This window comes from Acinetobacter baylyi DSM 14961 = CIP 107474, from assembly GCF_000368685.1.
In the GTDB taxonomy this organism is placed as follows: Bacteria; Pseudomonadota; Gammaproteobacteria; order Pseudomonadales; family Moraxellaceae; genus Acinetobacter; species Acinetobacter baylyi.
Genome location: NZ_KB849628.1, coordinates 1,150,813 through 1,175,550, shown reverse-complemented (window position 1 = coordinate 1,175,550; position 24,738 = coordinate 1,150,813). Strand labels below are relative to the sequence as shown.

Sequence of the window (24,738 nt, the reverse complement as noted above, 5' to 3'; positions counted from 1 at the left end):
CAACGTTTCGACGTATGGGATAACACAAAAAAGTCAATATAATTGAAAAACAGTGCAAGATGGATAATATATACTAATCAAAACTTTTTCTGCGTAAAAATAACAAGATTTATCGTTTTTTATTATTTTTTTATTTGTTGTTAATTTTCTTTCTATTAAGTCGGTTATTCCTGCATGATCAATCTAATAGTGGCTATTGAACAATAATGTTGATGCATAAATTTCTGATCCTTCGAAAGCGCTCTCTTACTGTCGGAGAAATTCGCCTTGCCCATGCGATATTTGCTGATCATCTTGATCTGAAGTCGATTTGTATCTATGCGCATCGTCTGATCATCAAACATTATGCAATCAGCCCAAATGGTCATATTTATTTTAATATTGCGGATTGGTGTGATGATTTTTCGACACAATCGATTGAGAAACAGTCTTGGCTGATTCATGAGCTCGTGCATGTTTGGCAGTATCAGCAAGGCATAAAGTTAATCCGAAAAGGAATTTTTGAAAGAAAATATCAGTACGTTTTGCAGCAGGGAAAGCAGTTTTTGCATTATGGTATAGAACAGCAAGCGCAGATGGTACAGGATTATTTTTTGAAAAAACACTATCGACAAGATTGTGATGATTTAGCTGCCTGTATTCCATTTGTCTCGCGTAACAATATATGATCTTAGTCAATCATCAAAATAAAAAAGACCGCACTAGGCGGTCTTTTAAGTTGCTCTTCTTTCGAAAATTAACGTTTAATGTCGCGTTTGGTTTCGCCAGTGTAAAGCTGACGAGGACGACCAATTTTGTACGGAGCACTGTGCATTTCTAACCAGTGGCTGATCCAGCCCACAGTACGTGCAAGTGCAAAGATCACTGTAAACATTTCTGTTGGAATACCAATCGCTTTAAGAATGATACCTGAATAGAAGTCTACGTTTGGATACAAATTACGCTTGATGAAGTATTCATCAGACAACGCAATGCGCTCAAGTTCCATCGCAAGTTCAAGTTGTGGATCGTTAATGCCGAGTGCGGCAAGAACTTCATCACATGTTTCTTTCATGACTTTCGCGCGTGGATCGAAGTTTTTATACACACGGTGACCAAAGCCCATGAGTTTAACTTCTTTGGTTTTCACTTTTTCCATGAAACCAGCAACGTTCTCAACAGTGCCAATTTCATCAAGCATTTTCAGAACAGCTTCGTTTGCACCACCATGAGCAGGGCCCCAAAGTGCAGAAATACCTGCTGCGATACACGCATACGGATTCGCACCGGTTGAACCAGCCAAACGGACTGTAGATGTTGAAGCATTTTGTTCATGATCTGCATGAAGCGTGAAAATACGATCCATTGCCTTAGCAAGAATTGGATTAACTTTGTAATCACGGTCTGCTGGGGTTGCAAACATCATGTGCAGGAAGTTTTCTGCATAACCAAGATCATTACGAGGGTAAATGAACGGTTGGCCGACAGTGTATTTATAACTCCAAGCAGCAAGCGTTGGAATTTTTGCAATCAAACGAATTGCAGTAATTTCACGATGATTGACATCTTCAATGTTTAACTGGTTGTGATAAAACGCAGATAAAGCACCGACTACACCCACCATGATTGCCATAGGGTGCGCATCACGACGGAAACCATTGAAGAAACGGCTAACTTGATCGTGAACCATGGTGTGGTTACGAACTTTAGCATCAAATTCTTGTTTTTGCTCTGGCGTAGGAAGTTCACCATTTAATAACAAATAGCAAGTTTCCAAATAATCTGCTTGAGTTGCAAGCTGATCAATTGGGTAACCGCGGTGTAATAACACACCTTCGTTTCCGTCAATGAATGTAATCTTCGATTCACATGAAGCGGTCGCCATGAAACCAGGATCAAAAGTAAAATGACCTGCAGCCAATACATCCTTAACGTCAATTACATCTGGGCCCAATGTGCCGCTGTAAATTGGTAATTCAATTTCTTTGCCATCAAGCTTTAATACGGCTTTCTTGCCAGTTGCTTCAGACATTCAATAGATCTCCTGTCCTGGTGAATGTTGATCTGAATCGAAGTATTAATCTTTTAATGCACGAATTCAGACGGGTCAAAAATTGTTACTAAGATTAGTGTGAACTGAAATTTTGTCAATCATACTTATGGATAAAAAGTAACGTTACCACAAGCAGTTAGTTTCAACCTTTGACAGCTAAAAAAACTGAATAAAATCACAGTGTCGACGCGCTATGATAAGTCAAATTTATGACCACGTGCAGAAAAAAATTGACTATAAAAGCTAAATTGTAAACAAATTTTTAGAGCAATTAATCCATCGGTACACTGATATATATTGCCAATTTAAAGTTAAAATGGCCTAAATCCCATAACTTACCTATGTTGCGTGTTTAAAAAACTATAAATTTAATCAAGTGAATTATTTTGCTATGCAGGTTGTTTTGATGGTTTGATTGGTTAAAAAATAGCTTATTGGAAAGTTGTTTTATGTAATTGATGCTGCAAAAGAGAAATATTTGATCGGTTTTTGTTGGATTATCAAGCAGGATTACTGTTTGGTGAGATTGTTAAGTTTAAGTTATTCACAAAGTAAGTTGTTCTTTATAAAAATGATGTGACTATTTAAATAATGGTATTTGATTAAAACATTTCATAAAAAAATGTTGCTAAACAAATCATAATGATGAATTGAGGTGAATCATCTTGATTTTACTCATGATCGGTTGATTTTTTCTATGAAAATCTATTCATCTTTGGTCGAATACCAGCAAGAATGTAGTTTTGTCATTCAGTTTGAGTGTAATTATAAAATTATTCTATAAAAATAGTGACATACATATTAAATCGCACAAAAAATGATTATTATTTGATAAGTTGCATATGTTAATGATTCTTATTTGAAATATTTTATGAGTAAAACTGATTTTTCATTGTTTGTATTTTGATTTTTGACGATTTATAATTCATTGTCGTTTATTAAGTAGGCATTTGCTTGCCTTCAATGCCAGCTTTCCTTCGAATTAATTCAAACAAACTCCAGCTGGAGTTTTTACTACAGGATGCCCGCTGTGAAAAGCAACAGACCTGTCAATTTGTCCATGGGTCAGGTGTTAGCGGTAAATTTGCGCTCACCCGTGGCTATTGCATCAATCTTACACCGTCTTTCTGGTGTGATCGTATTCCTCTTAATTCCCGTTTTACTATGGATTTTGGATAAATCCTTATCTTCACCAGAAGGATTTGAATACGTAAAAACAGTAATCTTCGGAAATATTTTAGTACGTCTTATCGTATGGGTATTTGTAGCAGGTTTAATCTTTCACTTTATTGCTGGTGTTAAACACTTGCTCGCTGATCTTGGCTTTGCAGAAGAGCTTCAAAGTGGGCGCACTGCAGCTACAATTTCATTGATCTTATCTGTGATCGGTATCATCGCAGCCTTTGTATGGATTGTGTTCTAATGAAAAGTGCTACAGGATTAACAGGTTCAGGTTCTCGCGATTGGTTTATTCAGCGTATTAGTGCTGTGGTTTTGGCCGTATATACAGTTGTCATTTTTGGCTGGATTCTTTTTCATGGTGGTTTTAGCTATGAGCAATGGTCTGGCTTCATGATGACTTTGCCAATGAAGATTTTATCTTTACTGGCAATTCTGTCATTGGCAGCACACGCATGGATCGGCATGTGGCAGGTATTTACTGATTATGTAACGACTCGTCAAATGGGTCCTTCGGCATCAGGTTTACGTCTGGTTCTTACATCGGCTGTGATTATTGCCGTGTTTGTATTTGCAATCTGGGGTATCCAGATTTTCTGGGCGAATTGATAGGAAGACATCATGGGCGCGATAAACCCTAAAGAAGATTATTCAAATATTCAAAACCTCACTTTTGATGCTGTCATCGTAGGTGGCGGTGGTTCTGGTATGCGTGCTTCTTATCAGTTGGCACAAGCTGGTTTGAAAGTTGCGGTACTCACCAAAGTATTCCCAACCCGTTCTCATACAGTGGCAGCGCAGGGTGGTATTGGTGCTTCACTAGGCAACATGCAGGAAGACAACTGGCATTTCCATTTTTACGATACAGTAAAAGGTTCTGACTGGTTAGGTGACCAAGACGCCATTGAATTTATGACACGTGAAGCGCCAAAAGTTGTATATGAGCTTGAACACTTAGGTATGCCATTTGACCGTAACGCAGATGGTACGATCTATCAACGTCCGTTTGGTGGTCACTCTGCAAACTATGGTGATAAACCAGTTCCACGTGCTTGTGCTGCTGCTGACCGTACAGGTCATGCGCTATTGCATACCTTGTATCAAAGCAACGTCAAAATGGGCACTCAGTTTTTCGTTGAGTGGATTGCGCTTGACTTGATCCGTAATGAAGCAGGTGATGTACTCGGTGTAACTGCTTACGACCAGGAAACAGGTAATATTGCAGTATTCCAAGCCAAAGCGACTTTGTTTGCTACAGGTGGTGCAGGTCGTGTTTACCGTGCATCTACCAACGCTTATATCAATACTGGTGATGGTCTTGGTATGGCTGCACGTGCAGGTATTCCATTGCAAGATATGGAATTCTGGCAATTCCACCCAACAGGTGTAGCGGGTGCGGGCGTACTTCTGACCGAAGGCTGTCGTGGTGAAGGTGCGATTCTTCGTAACAAAGATGGTGAGCCGTTCATGGAACGTTATGCACCAACTTTGAAAGACTTGGCGCCGCGTGACTTTGTTTCACGTTCAATGGACCAAGAAATTAAAGAAGGTCGTGGCTGTGGCCCTAAAGCGGATTATATCTTGCTCGATATGACTCACTTAGGTGCGGATACCATTATGAAGCGTTTACCATCTGTATTTGAGATTGGTAAAAAATTCGCAAACGTGGATATCACCAAAGAGCCAATTCCGGTTGTACCGACGATTCATTATCAAATGGGTGGTATTCCAACCAATATTCATGGTCAGGTGGTGGTTCCAGTGGCAACTGAAAACCTTCACTTGGAAGCGCATTATAACAATGCGACCAAAGAATATACTTTTGAGACCAACTGTCCAGATTTCGTAAAACCAGTAAAAGGTTTTTATGCGATTGGTGAATGTTCTTGCGTATCTGTACATGGTGCAAACCGTTTGGGTACCAACTCTTTGCTTGACCTGGTTGTATTTGGTAAAGCCGCGGGTGAGCATATCATTGATTATGTGACCAAGCATCATGGTGATGAATATGCACCGCTTCCAACAGATGTATTAGAGAGTACATTAAAACGTATTCGTCATCTGGATGAATCAACTTCTGGTGAAAATGCGCAAGAAGTTGCAGATGCGATTCGTGACATTGTGCAGGATCATGCTGCAGTATTCCGTACTCAAGAGTTGCTGGATGAAGGTGTAAGACAAATTCTTGCGCTAGAGCCACGAGTTCGCAATATTTACTTAAAAGACAAATCTAAGGTATTTAACACTGCACGTGTAGAGGCTTTGGAGGTTGAAAACCTGTATGAAGTTGCGAAAGCAACATTGATTTCGGCTGCCGCACGTAAAGAGTGTCGTGGTGCGCATACAGTTGTCGATTATGAATTGGCGCCAGATCATCCTGATTACCCATATGGTCGTCGTGATGATGAGTGGATGAAGCATACACTGTGGTATTCGGCAGATAACCGTCTTGAATACAAGCCTGTGCGTTACGTTCCATTAACAGTTGACGCAATTCCACCTGCACCACGTACATTCTAATTCGGGAGAATAAAGATGAGTAGAGGTACTCGTACATTCGAAATCTACCGCTATGATCCTGATAAGGATAAAGCGCCGTACATGCAAACTTTTAAGCTTGAATTGACAGATAAGCACCGTATGTTGCTTGATGCTTTACTTGCATTGAAAGTTCAGGATGAAACATTGACATTCCGTCGTTCATGCCGTGAAGGAATCTGTGGTTCTGATGGTGTGAACATTAACGGTAAAAATGGTTTGGCTTGTCTGTGGAATTTGAACGATTTACCAGAAAAAATCGTGATTCGTCCACTTCCTGGTTTGCCAGTGATTAAAGATTTGGTTGTTGATATGAACCAGTTCTATGATCAATATGACAAAATCCAGCCGTTTTTGATTAATAATCAGCCTGCGCCACCTAAAGAACGTTTACAGTCTCCAGAAGAGCGTGAACACTTAAATGGTCTATATGAGTGTATCTTGTGTGCATGCTGTTCGACATCATGCCCATCATTTTGGTGGAATCCAGATAAGTTCCTGGGGCCTTCAGCACTTCTTAATGCGTATCGTTTTATTATCGATTCGCGTGATACAGCCACTCAAGATCGTTTATCGCGCTTGGATGATCCGTTCAGCTTATTCCGTTGTAAAGGAATTATGAACTGTGTATCTGTTTGTCCAAAAGGACTGAACCCAACCAAAGCGATTGGACATATTCGTAATATGTTATTCGATCAGGCGGGTTAATATGCGTCAAAAAAGCGTGCATTTAGATGTGCGCTTTTTTTTATGTAAAAAGAAATGGGACTAAGGTCTAAATTGCATCTAAAATCTATATGAAGCACCATAGATTATCAGATAAAATAGGCAGTGTATTTTGTCAATTTATGAGAGGTATATGTCAAAAAAATCAATTCAGGTTAATAGAACATGATACGATTTGAAACGAAATTTTATGCCGATAAAGCGCATAATAGTTACATGTTCAGCAAGCACGATTTTGAGATTGTGCTTAATTTTTATATAAAAAGTCATTTTAGAAAAGCTAAATAGTTTATTTTGTTTTTCTAAGACGATTTGCAAAAATTGCTCGGTGTTGCCGAGTATACAGATGAGTGATGATGCCAATGAGGGCGTAATTATTCATTGACTGCATTGGTTTGACTAATGCAGTAATAACGCCCCCGATGGTCACAGCGCCAGAATGGGTTTGTAATGCCATTTACAATTTGGCGTTATCAATCATGGGTATGCTTAAAAAGCAACCCGTAATGTTTTTGCAATAGGAAATGGGTCCACAAATGCAAGATGTTGCTGACGCTTTGCGTCTTGACACTGAACTTTCCGCTGATAGCGCAGCGTATATTGAAGAGCTTTACGAGCAATACCTGACCTCCCCAACCTCTGTGACAGAGGACTGGCGCCAATATTTCGATAAATTCCCTAAAGGTGATCAACCGCACAGCAGTGTGCGTGAGCAGTTCTTATTACTTGGGCGTAATTCGAATCGTGTTCAGGCAGTAGTACAGAGTTCAGTAAGCAGCGATCATGAGCGTCGCCAGATTGGTGTCTTACAACTTATCGCAGCATACCGTAACCGTGGTCATCAAAAAGCAAAATTAGATCCGTTAGGTTTGGCAAAGCGTGAAGACGTTCCAGATCTAGATTTATCTGCACACGGTTTAACCAAATCTGATCTTGATACTGTATTTAATACCAGTAATCTTGCTATTGGTAAAGCTGAAGCCACTTTAGGCGAAATGGTTGAAACCATGGAGTCTATTTACTGTGGTTCTATTGGTGCAGAATATATGCACATTGTAGATACCAAAGAAAAACGTTGGATTCAACAGCGCTTAGAGGGTGCTCGCGGTCAGTTCAATTTTACCAATGACCAGAAAAAAGCATTGTTAGAGCGTCTTACCGCTGCTGAAGGTCTAGAAAAATTCTTAGGTAATAAATATGTCGGCGCCAAGCGTTTTGGTGTTGAAGGTGGTGAGTCATTCATTCCAATGATGAATGAAATCATCCAGCGTGCTGGTTCGGTTGGCTGTAAAGAAGTTGTGATTGGGATGCCACACCGTGGTCGTCTAAATCTACTTGTAAACATCATGGGTAAAAACCCTGCTGATCTTTTTGGTGAGTTCGAAGGTAAATCAATTCACAAAAAAGGTTCGGGTGATGTGAAATATCACCAAGGTTTCTCGTCAAACGTAATGACACCTGGTGGCGAAGTCCATTTGGCTTTGGCATTTAACCCATCGCATTTGGAAATTGTTGGACCTGTAGTTGAAGGTTCGGTACGCGCACGTCAGGTTCGTCGTAAAGACATTGGTGGTGATGACGTACTACCTGTGATCGTACATGGTGATGCTGCATTTGCAGGCCAAGGTGTTAATCAAGAAACCTTCCAAATGTCACAAACCCGCGGTTACACCGTTGGTGGTACAGTGCATATCGTGATTAATAACCAAGTCGGCTTTACGACTTCTGATCCACGTGATGCGCGTTCTACAGAATACTGTACTGATGTGGCGAAAATGGTGCAGTCTCCAATTTTCCATGTCAATGGGGATGACCCTGAAGCGGTTGCATTTATTGCACAACTGGCACATGATTTCCGTCATACATTCCGTAAAGATGTTGTCATTGACTTGTTCTGTTACCGTCGTCGTGGTCATAATGAAGCAGATGAACCATCTGCGACTCAGCCATTGATGTATCAGGTGATCAATAAAAAGCCAACAACGCGTACATTGTATGCAGATCAGTTGGTTCAGCAAAAAGTACTTGATCGTGCTGAAGCAGACAAGTTAATCGAAGATTATCGTTCAGATCTTGAAGCAGGTAACCATGTTGCTAATGCACTGGTACTTGAACCAAACACCAAGATGTTTGTGGATTGGAAACCTTATTTAGGTCACGATTATACAGATGTATGGGACACCACGATTGATATCAATCGCTTGAAAGAACTTGGCGAAGGTATGCGCAAATTGCCAGAAGGCTTTGTCATGCAACGTCAAGTTTCTAAAGTCATTGATGATCGTCTGAAAATGCAGACTGGTGAAATGCCACTGAACTGGGGTGCTGCTGAGACGCTGGCCTACGCGACACTTATTGATGAAGGTTATTTGGTTCGTATTACGGGTGAAGATGTAGGTCGTGGTACGTTCTCACATCGTCATGCCAAGTTACACAATCAAGTAGATGGTTCGACCTATATTCCACTGTGTCATGTGAAGGAAAACCAGCCACGTTTTGCTTTATATGATTCATTATTATCGGAAGAAGCGGTACTTGCATTTGAATATGGTTATGCAACCACGATTCCAAATAGCTTAATTATTTGGGAAGCGCAGTTTGGTGACTTTGCTAACTGTGCGCAAGTTGTGATTGACCAATTTATTGCGTCTGGTGAAACCAAGTGGGAGCGTGTATGTGGTTTGACCATGTTGTTACCACATGGCTTTGAAGGTCAAGGCCCTGAGCATTCATCTGCTCGTCTTGAACGTTTCTTACAGCTATGTGCAGAAGACAATATGCAGGTCATTACGCCAACGACACCTGCACAAATTTTCCATGCATTGCGTCGTCAGGCAGTTCGTCCAATTCGTAAACCAATGATTGTGATGTCGCCTAAGTCGTTACTACGTCATAAGCTTGCGACTTCGACACTGGAAGAGCTAGCAACAGGCACATTCCAGACTGTAATCGATGAAGTCGATCAAATCACTAAATCAGATGTTACACGTCTCGTGTTGTGTGGCGGTAAAGTTTATTACGATCTCATTGAAAAGCGTCGTGAGCTTGAGCTGAACAACATTGCAGTAGTACGTATCGAACAGTTGTATCCGTATCCAGAACAACGTCTTGCCGAAGTTCTAGCTGCTTATCCAAACGTTAAAGATGTGGTTTGGTGTCAAGAAGAGCCGAAGAACCAAGGCGCATGGTTGTTTATCGCACCACGTTTGTACGATGACATCTTGAAGTCTGGAAAACAAATCCGTATCAGCTACGCAGGCCGTGAAGCATCGGCTGCACCAGCGTGTGGCTCACCATATTTGCATGCAAAACAACAAGCTCAGCTCATTCATGATGCATTAGCAATCGAAGCTGAACAATCAGGAGAGACAAAATAATGGCAACCGAAATTAAAGCACCGGTATTCCCAGAGTCAGTTGCAGATGGAACCATTGCAACATGGCATAAGAAAGTTGGGGAAGCAGTATCACGTGATGAAGTCATTTGTGATATTGAAACTGATAAAGTTGTTTTAGAAGTGGTTGCTCCAGCTGATGGTCAACTTGTTTCTATTATCAAAGACGAAGGCGAAACAGTTTTATCTGACGAAGTGATTGCACAATTCCAAGAAGGTGCAGTGTCAGGTGCAAATGAAACTCAAGCTGTTCAAAGCGACTCTAAAGTAGAGCAGGCTGCGGCTAAAACTGAAGCGGGTGCAGCTCCAGTTGTTGAGCGTGCGCAACCCGTTTCTGATCAAGCTCCAGCAGTTCGCAAGGCTTTGACTGAGTCTGGTATCAGTGCATCAGACGTTCAAGGTACTGGTCGTGGTGGTCGTATCACCAAAGAAGATGTCGTCAATCATCAATCTAAACCAGCTGCACAACCACTGAGTGTTGCAGTGGGTGAGCGTATCGAAAAACGTGTTCCAATGACACGTCTTCGTAAGCGTGTTGCTGAACGTCTTCTTGCTGCCACTCAAGAAACAGCAATGTTGACAACGTTTAACGAAGTCAACATGAAACCAATCATGGAAATGCGTGCACAGTATAAAGATGCATTTGAAAAACGTCATGGTGCGCGTCTTGGCTTTATGTCTTTCTTTGTTAAAGCAGCAACTGAAGCATTGAAGCGTTATCCTGCGGTGAATGCATCTATCGATGGCGATGACATCGTTTATCACGGTTTCTACGATATTGGTGTAGCTGTATCTTCTGATCGTGGTCTCGTGGTTCCAGTACTACGTGATACTGATCGCATGAACTATGCTGAAGTTGAAAATGGTATCCGTGACTATGCTGTCAAAGCGCGTGATGGCAAGTTGGGTATTGAAGATATGACTGGCGGTACATTTACCATCACCAATGGTGGTACATTCGGTTCATTGCTTTCTACTCCAATTTTAAATACACCACAAACTGCAATCTTGGGTATGCATAAAATTCAAGAACGTCCAATGGCAGTGAATGGTCAGGTTGAAATTCTTCCAATGATGTATTTGGCTCTTTCTTATGACCATCGCTTAATTGATGGTAAAGAAGCAGTTGGCTTCTTGGTTACTATTAAAGAGCTTCTAGAAGAGCCTGCAAAACTTATTCTTGATCTTTAATTCATTCCGGACAATAGCCCAGATTGAGATGATTCATCTGGGTTTATGGAGATAAAAATGTCTCAACAATTTGATCTTGTTGTAATTGGCGGTGGACCAGGCGGTTATGAAGCGGCGATTCGTGCTGCTCAGCTTGGTTTTAAAGTTGCTTGTATTGAGAAACGTGTTCATAAAGGTAAACCATCTTTAGGTGGTACGTGCTTAAACGTTGGATGTATTCCTTCTAAAGCACTCCTTGATTCGTCTCATCATTATGAAGATACGATTCATCATCTTGGTGATCATGGTATTACAACAGGCGAAGTTAATATTGACATCGCAAAAATGTTGGCACGCAAAGATAAAGTTGTAGAGAATTTGACTGGTGGTGTTGCCCAATTATTAAAAGGCAATGGCATTGAGTGGTTGCAAGGTACGGGTAAGTTACTTGCGGGTAAGAAAGTTGAGTTTGTTCCTTTCGAAGGTGAAACTCAGGTTTTAGAACCTAAATATGTGATCCTCGCTTCTGGTTCTGTTCCAGTCAATATCCCAGTTGCCCCTGTTGATCAAGACTTGATTGTTGACTCAACTGGTGCACTCGAGTTTGCTGAAGTACCTAAGCGTTTGGGTGTGATTGGTGCAGGTGTGATTGGTCTGGAACTTGGTTCTGTATGGCGCCGTTTGGGTTCTGAAGTGGTTGTATTTGAAGCATTGGATGCATTCTTGCCAATGGCAGATAAAGCACTTTCAAAAGAATTCCAAAAAATTCTGACCAAGCAAGGCCTTGATATTCGCATTGGTGCTAAAGTTTCTGGTACTGAGGTGAATGGTCGTGAAGTGACGGTTAAATACAATCAGGCTGGCGAAGACAAAGAACAAGTGTTTGACAAGTTGATCGTATGCGTAGGTCGTAAGCCTTATGCAGAAGGTTTGTTGGCAGAAGATGCTGGCATTAAACTGACTGATCGTGGCTTTATCGAAGTAAACGACCATTGTGCAACTTCTCTTGAAGGTGTGTATGCGATTGGTGACCTTGTCCGTGGTCCTATGCTTGCGCATAAAGCCATGGAAGAAGGTGTGATGGCAGTTGAGCGTATTCACGGTCATGCAGCACAAGTGAACTACGATACAATTATCAGCGTTATTTACACGCACCCTGAAGCAGCTTGGGTTGGCTTAACTGAAGAGCAAGCTGTTGCAAATGGTCATGAAGTAAAAACAGGTCAATTCCCATTTGCCGTGAATGGTCGTGCTCTTGCTGCTGGTGAAGCTGCTGGTTTTGTAAAATTCGTTGCTGATGCTAAAACTGATCGCTTGTTAGGAATGCATGTGATTGGTCCTGGTGCTTCAGATATTGTACATCAAGGGATGATTGCACTTGAGTTTGTATCTTCTGTAGAAGATTTACAATTAATGACATTTGGCCATCCGACTTATTCTGAGGTGGTTCATGAGGCTGCTTTAGCTGTTGATGGTCGTGCAATTCATGCGATCCAGCGTAAACGTAAATAATTGAAAAAAGAGCGGTGTAAACCGCTCTTTTTTGTTTAAGGTGGTTGTTTATATCTGAATAATCATCTAAAAATAAGTACAAACGAAATTGAAAAAATGATCTGTATTTACTGAGATGGATGTTTAAGTACGGGTCAGTTATAACTAAGGGCACAAGTAGTAAAAGGTAACTAAATGAACTTACATGAGTATCAAGCCAAAGCACTGTTGAAAAAATATGGAGTGTCTGTCCAAGAAGGAATTTTGGCAAGAAGTGCAGAAGAAGCAGTCGCTGCATTTGAACAATTAGGTGGCAAATTTGCTGTGATCAAAGCGCAGGTACATGCGGGTGGTCGTGGTAAGGCAGGTGGTGTAAAAGTTGTTAAATCAAAAGAAGAAGCCGCTGATTATGCAAACCAGTTGATTGGTACCAATCTTGTGACCTATCAGACGGATGCGAATGGACAACCAGTCAATAGCGTCCTTGTTTGCGAAGATGTATATCCTGTTGAGCGTGAACTGTATCTCGGTGCTGTGGTCGACCGTTCCTCACGCCGTGTGACGTTCATGGCATCCACTGAAGGTGGGGTGGAAATTGAGAAAGTTGCTGAAGAAACACCAGAAAAAATTATCAAAGTTGAAGTGGATCCACTTGTAGGTTTACAACCGTTTCAAGCGCGTGAAGTTGCTTTTGCATTAGGTTTAAAAGACAAGCAGATTGGTCAGTTTGTCAAGCTGATGGCAGGTGCTTATCAGGCATTCGTTGAAAATGATTTTGCCCTATTTGAAATCAACCCACTCTCAGTTCGTGAAAACGGCGATATTCTTGCAGTCGATGCTAAAATTGGAATCGATTCAAATGCATTGTACCGTTTGCCTGAAATCGCAGCATCTCGTGACAAGTCACAAGAAAACGAGCGTGAATTAAAAGCGTCTGAGTTTGAACTGAATTACGTTGCGCTTGAAGGGAATATTGGTTGTATGGTCAATGGTGCTGGTCTGGCTATGGCAACCATGGACATTATTAAACTTTATGGCGGTCAACCTGCAAACTTCCTTGACGTAGGTGGTGGTGCAACCAAAGAGCGTGTAATTGAAGCGTTTAAACTCATTTTAGCCGATACATCTGTACAAGGTGTATTGATTAATATCTTCGGTGGAATTGTGCGTTGTGACATGATTGCTGAAGCAATTATTGCAGCAGTTCAAGAGGTTAATGTGACTGTTCCTGTTGTTGTCCGTTTAGAGGGTAATAATGCAGAACTAGGCGCAAAAATTCTCGATGAATCTGGTTTAAAACTTACTTCTGCTAATGGTTTATCCGATGCGGCAGAAAAAATTGTTGCTGCAGTGAAAGGGTAAGGGAGTATTCAGCATGAGCGTTTTAATTAATAAAGACACAAAAGTATTGGTACAAGGTTTTACTGGTAAAAATGGTACTTTCCATTCAGCACAAGCTTTAGATTACGGCACAAAAGTAGTCGGTGGTGTTACACCAGGCAAGGGTGGTACAACTCATCTTGACTTACCCGTTTTTAATACCATGAAAGATGCTGTACGTGAAACAGGTGCAGATGCATCTGTCATTTATGTTCCAGCACCATTTGTACTTGATTCAATTGTTGAAGCGGTTGATTCTGGCGTCGGTCTTATTGTTGTGATTACCGAAGGTGTTCCAACTTTAGATATGCTTAAAGCCAAGCGTTATCTTGAAACCAATGGGAATGGAACTCGTTTGGTTGGACCAAACTGTCCAGGGGTAATTACACCAGGTGAATGTAAAATTGGAATTATGCCAGGTCATATTCATCAACCAGGGCGTATTGGAATTATTTCACGTTCGGGTACATTAACCTATGAAGCTGTGGCTCAAACCACTAAGCTTGGTTTAGGTCAGTCGACGTGTATTGGTATTGGTGGTGATCCAATTCCAGGCATGAATCAAATTGATGCGTTGAAGTTGTTCCAAGATGATCCAGATACAGATGCCATCATTATGATTGGTGAGATTGGTGGTACAGCAGAAGAAGAAGCTGCTGAATATATCCAGTCCAATGTAACCAAACCTGTTGTTGGTTATATCGCAGGTGTAACTGCACCAAAAGGTAAACGTATGGGACATGCAGGCGCAATTATTTCGGGCGGTAAAGGAACAGCAGAAGAGAAATTTGCTGCATTTGAACGTGCTGGCATGGCATATACGCGTAGCCCTGCGGAATTGGGTTCAACGATGTTGCAAGTATTAAAAGAGAAAGGTTTAGCTTAATTTCTTAGCAAAATCTAAAAGCCCCTTATTCACTTGATCAAAATTTGGATAAATTCCTTTTTTGATATGAATAAGGGGCTTTCTTTTTTTAGAAAACTAAAAAAAGTTAAACTAATAAAACAGGCAAAAAAAAAGCGTAACGATTGGGGTGATCATTACGCATAACAACGAATCTGTATTCACAGCTTCGGTAAAGTAGAATGTTATGAACTTGGGGGAGTGCATAACCTATTCCGTCATAATAATAGGGTAACACTCATTGTTCATTGGTATTCACGTTAATAAGTGTTAAATCACGTTAAAGAAACGATTAAATTATAAACTTTAACCTCAAAATAAAAGTGCGATCAATTGATCGCACAAGGTTAAATCTTTTGAGTAATAAAGTTTAATTGAACGGTTATTAATCAGAACTTAAATAAGCCTAAACCTTCTTTTACTTCGTCCAGTGTCTGCTGAGTAATTTTTTGGCATTTCAGTGTACCTTCGCGTAACACATCCATAATATAGTCTGGATCCTTAGCAAGTTCTTCACGACGTTCACGAATTGGCATAATTAACTCTTTTAAGATACCTTCAAGACGCTTTTTCACTGTACCGTCGCCTAAACCACCACGGCGATAATGTGCTTTGAGCTCTTCAACTTCTTGTTTGTTGGTATCGAAAGCATCTAAATAAGCAAATACAATATTGCCTTCTACTTGACCTGGATCTTCGATACGTAAGTGGTTTGGATCGGTATACATTGCATTCACTGCTTTTTTAATATCTTTATCAGTGGCATTTAATACAATGGTATTTCCAAGAGATTTTGACATTTTGGCTTTGCCATCAAAACCAGGCAAGCGGCCTGTATTGGAAAGTAGCGCTTTACATTCAGGTAAAAGATCTTGCCCAATCTGGCGATTAACTCGACGAACAATCTCATTGGTTTGTTCGATCATTGGAATCTGATCTTCACCGACGGGTACGACTGTCGCTTTAAAAGCGGTAATATCTGCTGCCTGGGCAACTGGGTAGCATAGGAAACCTGCAGGAATATCACGCTCAAAACCGCGCATCTGAATTTCAGACTTAATTGTCGGGTTGCGCTCAAGACGTGCCACAGTAACAAAATTCAGATACAGCATGGTCAGTTCATTGAGTGCTGGTAAGCAAGATTGCACACAGATAGTGGTCTTTAATGGATCAATGCCAACTGCCATATAATCCAGTGCAACTTCTAAAATATTACGGCGGACTTTATCTGGGTTATCCGCGTTATCTGTTAAAGCTTGGGCATCTGCCAATAAAATATGTTGATGATGACTGTCCTGTAGACCCACGCGAGAACGTAAAGAACCCACAAAATGCCCGAGATGAAGTTGTCCTGTCGGGCGATCGCCTGTCAAGATGATTGGACGCTGATCAACATTACTCATTATTTATCCCACTATTGTATTGGCTTAATCAGGGGAAGTGCCCTGTAATATAAAAGATTGGCGTTATTGTACGGGAAATAAAGGAAAATCGTCAGCGATAGATTCAATTTTTCATCAAATAATACCGTGAATTTATTCACAATAATTACAGAAAATTAAAAAAATCATTTTACAATAGTCAGATAATTACAAACGTGGATAAAAAATGGCAAGTGGCTTACTTTTGTTACTCGATGATATTGCAACGCTTTTAGATGATGTTGCCTTGATGAGTAAGATGGCAGCGAAGAAAACAGCAGGTGTATTAGGTGATGACCTTGCTTTAAATGCACAGCAAGTAACAGGTGTTCGTGCTGAACGAGAATTACCTGTAGTTTGGGGGGTGGCCAAAGGTTCATTCGTCAATAAATTGATTTTAGTGCCACTTGCACTCTTAATTAGTGTAATCGCACCTTGGCTGATTAACCCGTTATTAATGATGGGTGGGCTGTTTCTTTGTTATGAAGGGGTAGAGAAAGTCATGCACTCTTTACACTCAAAGAAAAATCATGATTTAGAGCATGCGGCTGAAAAGTTGGCTCAGGATGAACTGGATTTAGCCACATTTGAAAAAGATAAAATTAAAGGTGCAATCCGTACCGATTTTATCTTGTCTGCAGAAATTGTAGTGATTTCTTTAGGTACCGTTGCAACGGCACCTTTTATGACCAAGCTTATGGTGTTAGCGGTCATTGCCATTATTATGACCATTGGTGTCTATGGTTTTGTTGCTATGATTGTTAAAATTGATGATCTAGGACTTTACTTAACTCAGCAAGCATCATCTCTTAAACAAAAAATTGGAAATGGTTTATTGGCTTTTGCCCCATTTCTGATGAAAACACTATCAGTTGTTGGAACCATTGCGATGTTTTTGGTGGGCGGTGGAATTATTGCACATACAATTCCTTTGTTTCACCATTTCACCGAGGATGCCACCGATCATATAGAGCTTATCCCAGCCGTTGGAAATATTATTGGTGCACTCACGCCTACATTAATCAACATGGTCATTGGACTTGTTGCTGGTGCAATTGTTCTAATATTGGTGACTTTATTTCAAAAAATGAGATCAAAATAGTCATAATTGTATGATAAAAATAATCTGAGGTGTTTTATGCGTTGGAAAGGGCGTCGTGTTAGTAGTAACGTAGAAGATCGTCGTGGGAGTGGTGCAAAGGTTGGTGGCATCAGTATTATTGGATTAGTTGTTGCTTTTGTTGCATGGAAATTTTTCGGTGTTGATCCGCAGCAAGCCTATCAAGCAACACAGCAAATCACGGCTGCACAAAATCCATCTTCAAATGCGCCACAGCAACTCACTGCAGATCAAAAAGAAGCATCTGATTTTGTGGGAACCATTTTAGCGGATACAGAAGATACTTGGACACCCATTTTTAAGCAGTTGGGTCAAACTTATGTGCCGCCAAAGTTGGTACTATTTAATGGTATTGTGCAATCTGGTTGTGGAACAGCACAATCTGCCATGGGGCCATTTTATTGTCCCACAGATCAAAAAGTATATATCGATACCAGCTTCTTTAAAGATATGCGTGAGCAAATGGGAATCTCTGGTGAACAGAATCAGACTGAACTTTCGCGACAGGATCAAGCTGGTGACTTTGCTCAAGCATATGTGGTGGCACATGAGGTAGGGCACCATATTCAGAATCTGCTAGGAATATCTTCTCAAGTGCAACAGGCACAAGCGCAAGGTAGTCGTGCTCAAGCCAATCAACTTTCAGTTCGTCTTGAATTGCAAGCAGATTGCTTTGCTAGAATATGGGCCAATCATAATCAGCAACGAACACAATTTTTAGAGGCAGGTGATATTGAAGAAGCAATGGATGCTGCACAAAAAATTGGCGATGACTACTTACAAAAACGTTCTACTGGACAAGTGGTACCAGATAGTTTTACTCATGGCACCAGTCAGCAACGCATGCATTGGTTTGAGGTGGGTCTAAAATCGGGTGATTTAAATCAGTGTGATACCTTCAAGGCCAGTATTTGACAAGAGAAGGTTATGCCTTCTCTTTTATTTTTCTAAGAATCTTCTAAAATTACGTATAATTCTGAAACTGCAATAAATGGCAATTAAAGCAAAGATTGAAATACCCACCACAATAAATTTTAGTCCTTTCATATCTTCTGCATACAGCGCATCAATTTCTTTTTGAGACCAATTAAAAGAACCTATCATATTGGTTTGACTATCCAGAAATTGAATATTTTGGATATAGCTATGTTGACCAATGTTTTGAAAGGTGGCGTTCTGAACAATGCGAGTTCCGACTTCATTATATTTGTCGATGCAAAGACTATTGATATAGTTTTCACAATTAAATTTGGCGATATAGCCTTGATTTTGAAGAACAATATAGAATGCTTGATGTGGCTTTTTATTATTACTGAGTAAGCGATATGTATGATTTTCATTGGTACGAATATGAGAAATTTGCTTATTTTTATATTCATCTTGAGCAGACCAAATTTCATAAGATTTGGTGATACAGGTAAGAATCAGTGCAGCAGTAATCAGAAAAATACATGTTGCTAATATGAGACGTACAACAATTTTAAGGGTTTGATGCATGATCTGGCTTCCTGTTCGACGCCATTAAAATACCCGATTTATAAGGTTTCACAAAGTGCTTTTCACGGTTGTTGTAAAGCAATGAAAATAATTAATATTATTTATTTTGTTAAGAAAATTATTTTTTTAAATATCTCATACAAATTTAAGTAAAATTGAGGCTTCGATTATTTGTTTGATCCATAAGGATATTTATGGGTAGTTTTTTTCTTCTACAAGTTTTAACTGTTATTTTTGCGCTTTCGATTGCAACCACAATCTTCAATAAACGTATTCTTAATTTTCCTCAAGCTATTGGTGTTCCAATCGTTTCTGCTGTATTGGTATTTATCTTACAGTGGGGAGCAAGTCTTCTTAATGGTAATCAATTTATTGCTATTAACATTCATAATATTGAAAATGCAGTCAGAAGCATCGATTTCTATGATTTTTTAATTAATGGTGTCATCTGCTTTATTCTTACCTCTTCTGCACTCAAGTTTAAAATTTCTGATCTAAGAAGCCACTGGAAACCAATCGGTATTCTTGCAACCATTGCATTACTGTTATGTGCCATCTTTTTTGCAGGGTTGTTATACGGATTTCAATATCTCATGGGAAATCCTGTACCTATTCTGGTGCTATTACTTCTTGGTTCTGCATTGGGTGCGACAGATCCGATTGGAATTAAAGGTGTTTTAAGTTCGGTTCGGGCACCTCATCATTTAATTGTAAAACTTGAAGGTGAGTCACTTTTTAATGACGCAATGTGTATTGCGGTATTTATGACTTTATTGAACGTTTTGCAAGGCGAGCATTTTAGTTTAATTGGGACAATTGAAAATTTTTTCTATGAAATTGCCGTTGCGGTTGTCATTGGATGGGGATTTGGGCTGGGTGTATTGCGTTTGTTACGTGGCAAGCATGAAATGGAATCTCTCATTTTAACAACAGCATTATTGGCGAGTGGTGCTTATCTAGTCTCATTATTTGCGCATGCTTCCGCGCCGATTGCTTGTGTAATTGGTGGCTTAATTGTAGGGAATAAATGGAAGGAAATTTTAGAAGAAAGAGAAATTCGAGAAGTTAATCATTTTTGGCATACAGTTGAAGGAATTATTAACTCATTTCTTTTTACCTTAATTGGTTTGGAATTGTTTATTTTAGACCTAAGTACGAGCATGATTTTGGGAGGAATGGTTGCATTTATCGCATTACATCTTTCACGATTTGCTGCAAACTTTTTATCTTTCTCATTCTTTCCATCATTTAGAACAAAAAGTTATAACGGTAGTTTAGCGATATTATCATGGGGTGGAGTACGTGGTGGTATTTCACTTGCTTTGATTCTGGCAGTCGCCAACGTACCGCAACTGCGTGAATACAGTAGTATTTTAATTGGATATACATTTATTAGTGTACTGATGTCTGGTGTGGTTTGTGGGTTAGGATTACCTGCTGTAATGAATGCTTTTTACTATAATCCCAATGAGGAAACCACTGGCTTTAAAGGCTGGTATCAACGTTTATGTCACAAAATGAATCGCAAAGGATTTAAATATATTGTAGGTGAAGATGCGTATGGCAATGAAACCATCACTATTTATGATACAGACCAATTGATCGATCAAAAGGCTGAAGATGGTGTTGCTGCTGTACATCACCCAACAAAAATTCAAGAAGTGAAACGTTTAGAAAATCCAGAAAATTTCTAGTGTGTAAACAAAGGAACCTGAAATATGGTTCCTTTTTAATATGTTGTTCGTTAAGTATTTATAATCAATTATAATAAAATGTAAAAATTTTCGAAATTTTAAATTTTTAGTCAAAAGACCTTTAGAAATTTTATTGTTTAATAATTCTAATTAAACTCGTGGTTAGTATGTTATTTTTTTGAATAATTAAAAGAGGCTTCAAAAAAATTATTTTGTATCAAAATTGTTCATTTTGAAAAATATAATCATTTTTTATATTTAAAAATCAATATGTTAATATTCATTTTATTATTTTGTGATGTATTTATCATTTTTTTTATTTTTTTAGTGGTTTTCTGTATTTATTTTTTTTTATTTTGAATGTTTAATGTTAGGGATTGGGTGCATATTCATTTAGAGTGATTGTTTAATAAATCCTTTAAATGGTGGGGATGGCACAAAAAAATATAAAGTATACTAGAGAGAAAAAGTTATGCCTGATATACAAATTATTGCTAAAGATACGCATGCCACATTGGCAAATATAACTGGCAACTCAGCCAAACTTACTCAGGCTTCAGTTGTCTTGATTAAAGTTCCTGTAGAGGATGTTCAGGAGGTAACGCGCGATGGAACAAGCGCGATAGTTAAATTAAAAAATGGTGAAGTCATTGTCATTGATGATTTTTTTAGCACAGAAGCACCTACTGATAATAGTTTAGTTTTTCAAGATGATTCAGGTAAGCTCATCTGGGCTCAATTTACAGACGCTCAAGGTGCATTGTTAGAAAATGTGGCTTACCAGCCTATAGATTCAATTGATCCATTGCTCTATGCAAGCAATGGTGATTCTAGCCCTTGGGCATGGGCTGCTATTCCAGTGACTACGGGTGGAATTTTATGGTGGGCTCATCAACATAACAGTAAAGATAGCGATAATCAGCCAGCACAACCACCTGCTACACCGACTACTGCCGCTATTATTACTGACGATAAAGAACCGATTACAGGTGAAGTCAAACAAGGTGGAGTAACCAACGATCCAACTCCAGCCATTACAGGAAGTGGCGCAACACCAGGAACAACAATTACTATTTATGATGGTGATACTAAGCTAGGTAGCACAACTGTTGGAAGCGATGGAAAATGGTCATTTACTCCATCTACGCCATTAACAGATGGTAATCATGATATTACTTATACAGTAAAAGATACTGCAGGTAATGAAAGCGGTAAAAGTCCAGCTGTTGATTTCACTGTAGATACTACTGCGCCAGCGACACCTGATACAGCACCAGCAGGTACTGATGATCAAGCTCCGATTGTTGGTCCGATTACCTCAGGTAGTTCAACCAATGACAATACGCCCTTGATTAGTGGTACAGGCACAGCGGGTGAGGTGATTACCATTTATGATGGTAGTACCAAATTAGGTACGACTACGGTAGGTTCAGATGGTAAGTGGACATTTACACCTAGCACTCCTTTAGTCGATGGTGATCATAGTATTGGTTACACAGCAACAGATGCCGCAGGAAATGAAAGTGGTAAGAGTCCGACACTAGATTTCAATATCGACACTGTGGCACCGACTGCGACTGCAAGTTTAGTCAGCATTACCCAAGATACAGGAAGCTCAAGCAGTGACTTTGTCACCAGCGACAACACCCTGGTCTTCAACCTCAGCACCACAGGCACCCTGGCAACAGGTGAGTATGTTCAAATCTCACTCGACGGTGGGACGACCTGGGTCAATGCCATCAAAGGCAGTGACAATAGCTGGAGTTACGACAACACGGGCAAGACCCTGGCAGATGGCAGCTACAGCATCGAGACCCGAGTAGTCGATGCAGCGGGAAATACAGGCACAGCGAGTACGCAAGTGATCGTGGTGGATACTCAATCACCATCAGCGACAGCGGTGACTGCGGATGATCTCTACGATGACGTGGGTGCAATACAAGGCACCATCAGCAACAGTCCAGATAGCCTGACAGACGACACCCGTCCAACCTACTCAGGAACAGCAGATGCCTCAGTTGCGACCGTGAAAGTCTACGACAATGGCGCGTATCTAGGCAGTGCAACCGTAGGAACAGATGGCAAATGGAGCTTCACTCCAGCAACGCCAATTGGAGCAGGATCGCATAGCTTTACTGCGAGCGGTGTCGATGCAGCAGGCAACGAAGGCCCACAAACCACGGCCTGGGCGTTCAAAGTGGTCGGTGCAGCGCCATCAGCGCCATCGATCCAAAGCGTACTAGACGATCAGGGCAGCGTTACTGGCGAACTGCAAAAGAACCAGACCACCGATGACCGCACCCCAACCATCAGTGGTACCGGGCAAGTGGGTGCAGTGGTGACTGTTTATGTTGACGGAACAGCGGTGGGTTCAAGCACCGTGGCCGCAGATGGCACCTGGAGCGTAAAAACCACAGATCTTGGCGCAGATGGCGTGAAGAACCTGGTGGCGAAACAAACCGATGGAGCAGGCCAATCGAGCCCTGATTCAGGTGCCTATCCGATTGTACTGGATACCACAGCACCAGCGACACCAGGTGTGGTGACTGCGATAGACGATCAAGGAGTGGTACAAGGTCCGATCGCCAATAATGGCACCACCGATGACAAGAACCCGGAATTCAAGGGGACAGGTAGCGCAGGTGATGTCATTACCATCAAAGATGGTGAGAGCGTATTAGGCAGCACCACAGTCGGCGCAGACGGCACATGGAGCTTCACGCCATCGACTGGCTTGGACGAAGGTAAACATAGCATCACCACCACAGCGACTGATCCAGCAGGCAACACCAGTGCGGCCAGCGATGCGCTCAACTTTACAGTAGACAGCAGCAATGTCGTGGTCAGCATCAACAAAGCGATTGATGATGCAGGCAGCAAAACAGGCGACCTTGCCAACAACGCAGCGACCGATGACACCACACCAACGCTAGTAGGTACAGGCACCGTCGGTGCAGTGGTAAGCATCAGTGTTGACGGTGGTGCCGTCGTTGGTTCAGCGGTGGTTGACAGCAATGGTAACTGGAGCTACACCTTACCAAGCCAAAGCGAAGGCACCCACAGCTATACCGCCACTGCGAGCAATGCAGCGGGTACCCAAGGTACAGCCAGCTTCACCCTAACCATTGATACCACAGCACCGGATGTTCCAAGCATTGGTCAAGTGAATGACGATGTGGGTCTCATACAAGGTCCATTAACTCAAGGTGCGAGCACCGATGACACCACACCAACCCTCACCGGAACAGGTGCAACGCCAGGTGATGTGATCAAGGTATATGATGGCAACGATCTGGTGGGCAGTGTGACCGTTGGAGCGGATGGCAACTGGAACTACACCATTCCTGCACCTGGCTTGACAGAAGGTTCACATGACCTGAGCGTCACAGCGACTGATCCAGTAGGGAATGAGAGTGGCAAGAGCGATCCATTCACCCTGACTGTTGATCTGACTGCACCGACTGCGACTGCAAGTTTAGTCAGCATCACCCAAGATACAGGAAGCTCAAGCAGTGACTTTGTCACCAGCGACAACACTCTGGTCTTCAACCTCAGCACCACAGGCACCCTGGCAACAGGTGAGTATGTTCAAATCTCACTCGACGGTGGGACGACTTGGGTCAATGCCGTCAAAGGCAGTGACAACAGCTGGAGCTACGACAACACGGGCAAGACCCTGGCAGATGGCAGCTACAGCATTGAGACCCGAGTAGTCGATGCAGCGGGGAATACAGGCACAGCGAGCACGCAAGTGATCGTGGTGGACACCCAAGCGCCAACCACAGATAACAGCATCAGCCTGACAGGCTATACTGATGACGTTGCACCGAATACCGGTGACTACGGTACAGGCACATCGACCAATGACACCTCACCACTACTCAAAGGTACAGTGAGTGGTCTTAAAGATGGTGATGTGGTTCAGATCTATGAAGGCAACACCTTACTGGGTACAGCGACCGTCACAGGCGCAAGCTTCAGCTACCAATTGAGCAATGTCAGCGAAGGCACCCACAACTACAAAGCGTCGATTGTGGACCAAGCAGGCAATGTTGGCACGACATCAACTGAACTCAGCTTCACTGTAGACACCACACCACCATCAGCGACAGCGGTGACTGCGGATGATCTCTACGATGACGTGGGTGCAATACAAGGCACCATCAGCAACAGTCCAGATAGCCTGACAGAC

The 24,738-nt window shown here is 41.3% G+C and carries 17 protein-coding genes; 14 read left to right on the top strand and 3 right to left on the bottom strand.

What is annotated here, in order from left to right:
- Positions 1 to 206 precede the first annotated feature (206 nt).
- Positions 207 to 668 carry a hypothetical protein gene (locus F952_RS14780; protein ID WP_004929402.1) on the top strand — a complete coding sequence of 154 codons (462 nt, stop codon included), beginning with the start codon at positions 207 to 209 and terminating at the stop codon, positions 666 to 668.
- A gap of 68 nt (positions 669 to 736) precedes the next feature.
- On the opposite strand, the gene gltA is transcribed toward F952_RS14780, so the two are convergent.
- Entirely contained in the window at positions 737 to 2,011 is a 1,275-nt protein-coding gene (gltA, locus tag F952_RS14775; protein ID WP_004929399.1) for a citrate synthase, read from the bottom strand.
- A 1,042-nt stretch (positions 2,012 to 3,053) separates the two neighbouring features.
- Between gltA and sdhC the strand changes: the two genes are divergently transcribed.
- The 9 genes from sdhC (at position 3,054) to sucD (ending at position 14,796) form a co-directional block, all read left to right on the top strand.
- A complete protein-coding gene (gene sdhC / locus F952_RS14770) occupies positions 3,054 to 3,455 on the top strand; it encodes a succinate dehydrogenase, cytochrome b556 subunit (RefSeq protein WP_011182639.1) in 402 nt (133 codons plus the stop codon).
- Positions 3,455 to 3,820: a succinate dehydrogenase, hydrophobic membrane anchor protein gene (gene sdhD / locus F952_RS14765; protein WP_004929393.1), complete on the top strand. Its 366-nt coding sequence runs from the start codon at positions 3,455 to 3,457 to the stop codon at positions 3,818 to 3,820. Before sdhC ends, sdhD begins: the two co-directional genes overlap by 1 nt.
- Positions 3,821 to 3,832: 12 nt before the next feature.
- Entirely contained in the window at positions 3,833 to 5,731 is a 1,899-nt protein-coding gene (gene sdhA / locus F952_RS14760; protein ID WP_004929391.1) for a succinate dehydrogenase flavoprotein subunit, read from the top strand.
- A gap of 15 nt (positions 5,732 to 5,746) precedes the next feature.
- Positions 5,747 to 6,457, top strand: coding sequence for a succinate dehydrogenase iron-sulfur subunit (locus F952_RS14755; protein ID WP_004929388.1), 711 nt, complete (start codon positions 5,747 to 5,749; stop codon positions 6,455 to 6,457).
- Between the two features lie 554 nt (positions 6,458 to 7,011).
- The gene (locus F952_RS14750) at positions 7,012 to 9,852 is read left to right on the top strand and encodes a 2-oxoglutarate dehydrogenase E1 component (RefSeq protein WP_004929385.1); all 2,841 of its coding nucleotides are present in this window, start codon (positions 7,012 to 7,014) and stop codon (positions 9,850 to 9,852) included.
- Entirely contained in the window at positions 9,852 to 11,060 is a 1,209-nt protein-coding gene (gene odhB / locus F952_RS14745; RefSeq protein WP_004929384.1) for a 2-oxoglutarate dehydrogenase complex dihydrolipoyllysine-residue succinyltransferase, read from the top strand. The genes F952_RS14750 and odhB overlap by 1 nt, the downstream gene beginning before the upstream one ends.
- Positions 11,061 to 11,117: 57 nt before the next feature.
- Positions 11,118 to 12,551, top strand: a complete 1,434-nt coding sequence (lpdA, locus tag F952_RS14740) for a dihydrolipoyl dehydrogenase (protein WP_004929379.1) — start codon at positions 11,118 to 11,120, stop codon at positions 12,549 to 12,551.
- Positions 12,552 to 12,725: 174 nt separating this feature from the next.
- Positions 12,726 to 13,892 carry an ADP-forming succinate--CoA ligase subunit beta gene (sucC, locus tag F952_RS14735; RefSeq protein WP_004929376.1) on the top strand — a complete coding sequence of 389 codons (1,167 nt, stop codon included), beginning with the start codon at positions 12,726 to 12,728 and terminating at the stop codon, positions 13,890 to 13,892.
- Between the two features lie 13 nt (positions 13,893 to 13,905).
- Positions 13,906 to 14,796, top strand: coding sequence for a succinate--CoA ligase subunit alpha (gene sucD, locus F952_RS14730; RefSeq protein WP_004929372.1), 891 nt, complete (start codon positions 13,906 to 13,908; stop codon positions 14,794 to 14,796).
- 407 nt (positions 14,797 to 15,203) lie between these two features.
- Here sucD and trpS read toward each other — a convergent pair whose 3' ends face one another.
- The gene (gene trpS, locus F952_RS14725) at positions 15,204 to 16,217 is read right to left on the bottom strand and encodes a tryptophan--tRNA ligase (protein WP_004929370.1); all 1,014 of its coding nucleotides are present in this window, start codon (positions 16,215 to 16,217) and stop codon (positions 15,204 to 15,206) included.
- Positions 16,218 to 16,422: 205 nt separating this feature from the next.
- Between trpS and F952_RS14720 the strand changes: the two genes are divergently transcribed.
- Positions 16,423 to 17,337 (top strand): DUF808 domain-containing protein, encoded by a 915-nt coding sequence (locus tag F952_RS14720; protein ID WP_004929367.1) that lies wholly within the window; start codon positions 16,423 to 16,425, stop codon positions 17,335 to 17,337.
- Positions 17,338 to 17,373: 36 nt separating this feature from the next.
- A complete protein-coding gene (gene ypfJ, locus F952_RS14715) occupies positions 17,374 to 18,270 on the top strand; it encodes a KPN_02809 family neutral zinc metallopeptidase (RefSeq protein WP_004929364.1) in 897 nt (298 codons plus the stop codon).
- 24 nt (positions 18,271 to 18,294) lie between these two features.
- Here the strand turns inward: ypfJ and F952_RS14710 are convergent, their stop codons facing one another.
- Entirely contained in the window at positions 18,295 to 18,852 is a 558-nt protein-coding gene (locus tag F952_RS14710) for a hypothetical protein (RefSeq protein WP_004929363.1), read from the bottom strand.
- Between the two features lie 194 nt (positions 18,853 to 19,046).
- On the opposite strand from F952_RS14710, the gene F952_RS14705 reads away from it, so the two are divergent.
- Positions 19,047 to 20,546 carry a cation:proton antiporter gene (locus F952_RS14705; protein ID WP_004929361.1) on the top strand — a complete coding sequence of 500 codons (1,500 nt, stop codon included), beginning with the start codon at positions 19,047 to 19,049 and terminating at the stop codon, positions 20,544 to 20,546.
- A gap of 472 nt (positions 20,547 to 21,018) precedes the next feature.
- Positions 21,019 to 24,738, top strand: a 3,720-nt coding sequence (locus tag F952_RS14700; protein WP_004929359.1) for an Ig-like domain-containing protein, incomplete at its 3' end; no start/stop codon positions are given.

Excerpts from the sequence above, each read along its gene's own strand:
- F952_RS14780 (WP_004929402.1), top strand. The coding sequence starts at position 207 with ATGTTGATGCATAAATTTCTGATCCTTCGAAAGCGCTCTCTTACTGTC.
- F952_RS14720 (WP_004929367.1), top strand. The coding sequence starts at position 16,423 with ATGGCAAGTGGCTTACTTTTGTTACTCGATGATATTGCAACGCTTTTA.
- F952_RS14750 (WP_004929385.1), top strand. The coding sequence starts at position 7,012 with ATGCAAGATGTTGCTGACGCTTTGCGTCTTGACACTGAACTTTCCGCT.
- F952_RS14710 (WP_004929363.1), bottom strand. The coding sequence starts at position 18,852 with ATGCATCAAACCCTTAAAATTGTTGTACGTCTCATATTAGCAACATGT.
- F952_RS14755 (WP_004929388.1), top strand. The coding sequence starts at position 5,747 with ATGAGTAGAGGTACTCGTACATTCGAAATCTACCGCTATGATCCTGAT.
- ypfJ (WP_004929364.1), top strand. The coding sequence starts at position 17,374 with ATGCGTTGGAAAGGGCGTCGTGTTAGTAGTAACGTAGAAGATCGTCGT.
- sucD (WP_004929372.1), top strand. The coding sequence starts at position 13,906 with ATGAGCGTTTTAATTAATAAAGACACAAAAGTATTGGTACAAGGTTTT.
- odhB (WP_004929384.1), top strand. The coding sequence starts at position 9,852 with ATGGCAACCGAAATTAAAGCACCGGTATTCCCAGAGTCAGTTGCAGAT.
- trpS (WP_004929370.1), bottom strand. The coding sequence starts at position 16,217 with ATGAGTAATGTTGATCAGCGTCCAATCATCTTGACAGGCGATCGCCCG.
- lpdA (WP_004929379.1), top strand. The coding sequence starts at position 11,118 with ATGTCTCAACAATTTGATCTTGTTGTAATTGGCGGTGGACCAGGCGGT.
- sdhC (WP_011182639.1), top strand. The coding sequence starts at position 3,054 with ATGCCCGCTGTGAAAAGCAACAGACCTGTCAATTTGTCCATGGGTCAG.
- sdhA (WP_004929391.1), top strand. The coding sequence starts at position 3,833 with ATGGGCGCGATAAACCCTAAAGAAGATTATTCAAATATTCAAAACCTC.
- sucC (WP_004929376.1), top strand. The coding sequence starts at position 12,726 with ATGAACTTACATGAGTATCAAGCCAAAGCACTGTTGAAAAAATATGGA.
- F952_RS14705 (WP_004929361.1), top strand. The coding sequence starts at position 19,047 with ATGGGTAGTTTTTTTCTTCTACAAGTTTTAACTGTTATTTTTGCGCTT.
- sdhD (WP_004929393.1), top strand. The coding sequence starts at position 3,455 with ATGAAAAGTGCTACAGGATTAACAGGTTCAGGTTCTCGCGATTGGTTT.
- gltA (WP_004929399.1), bottom strand. The coding sequence starts at position 2,011 with ATGTCTGAAGCAACTGGCAAGAAAGCCGTATTAAAGCTTGATGGCAAA.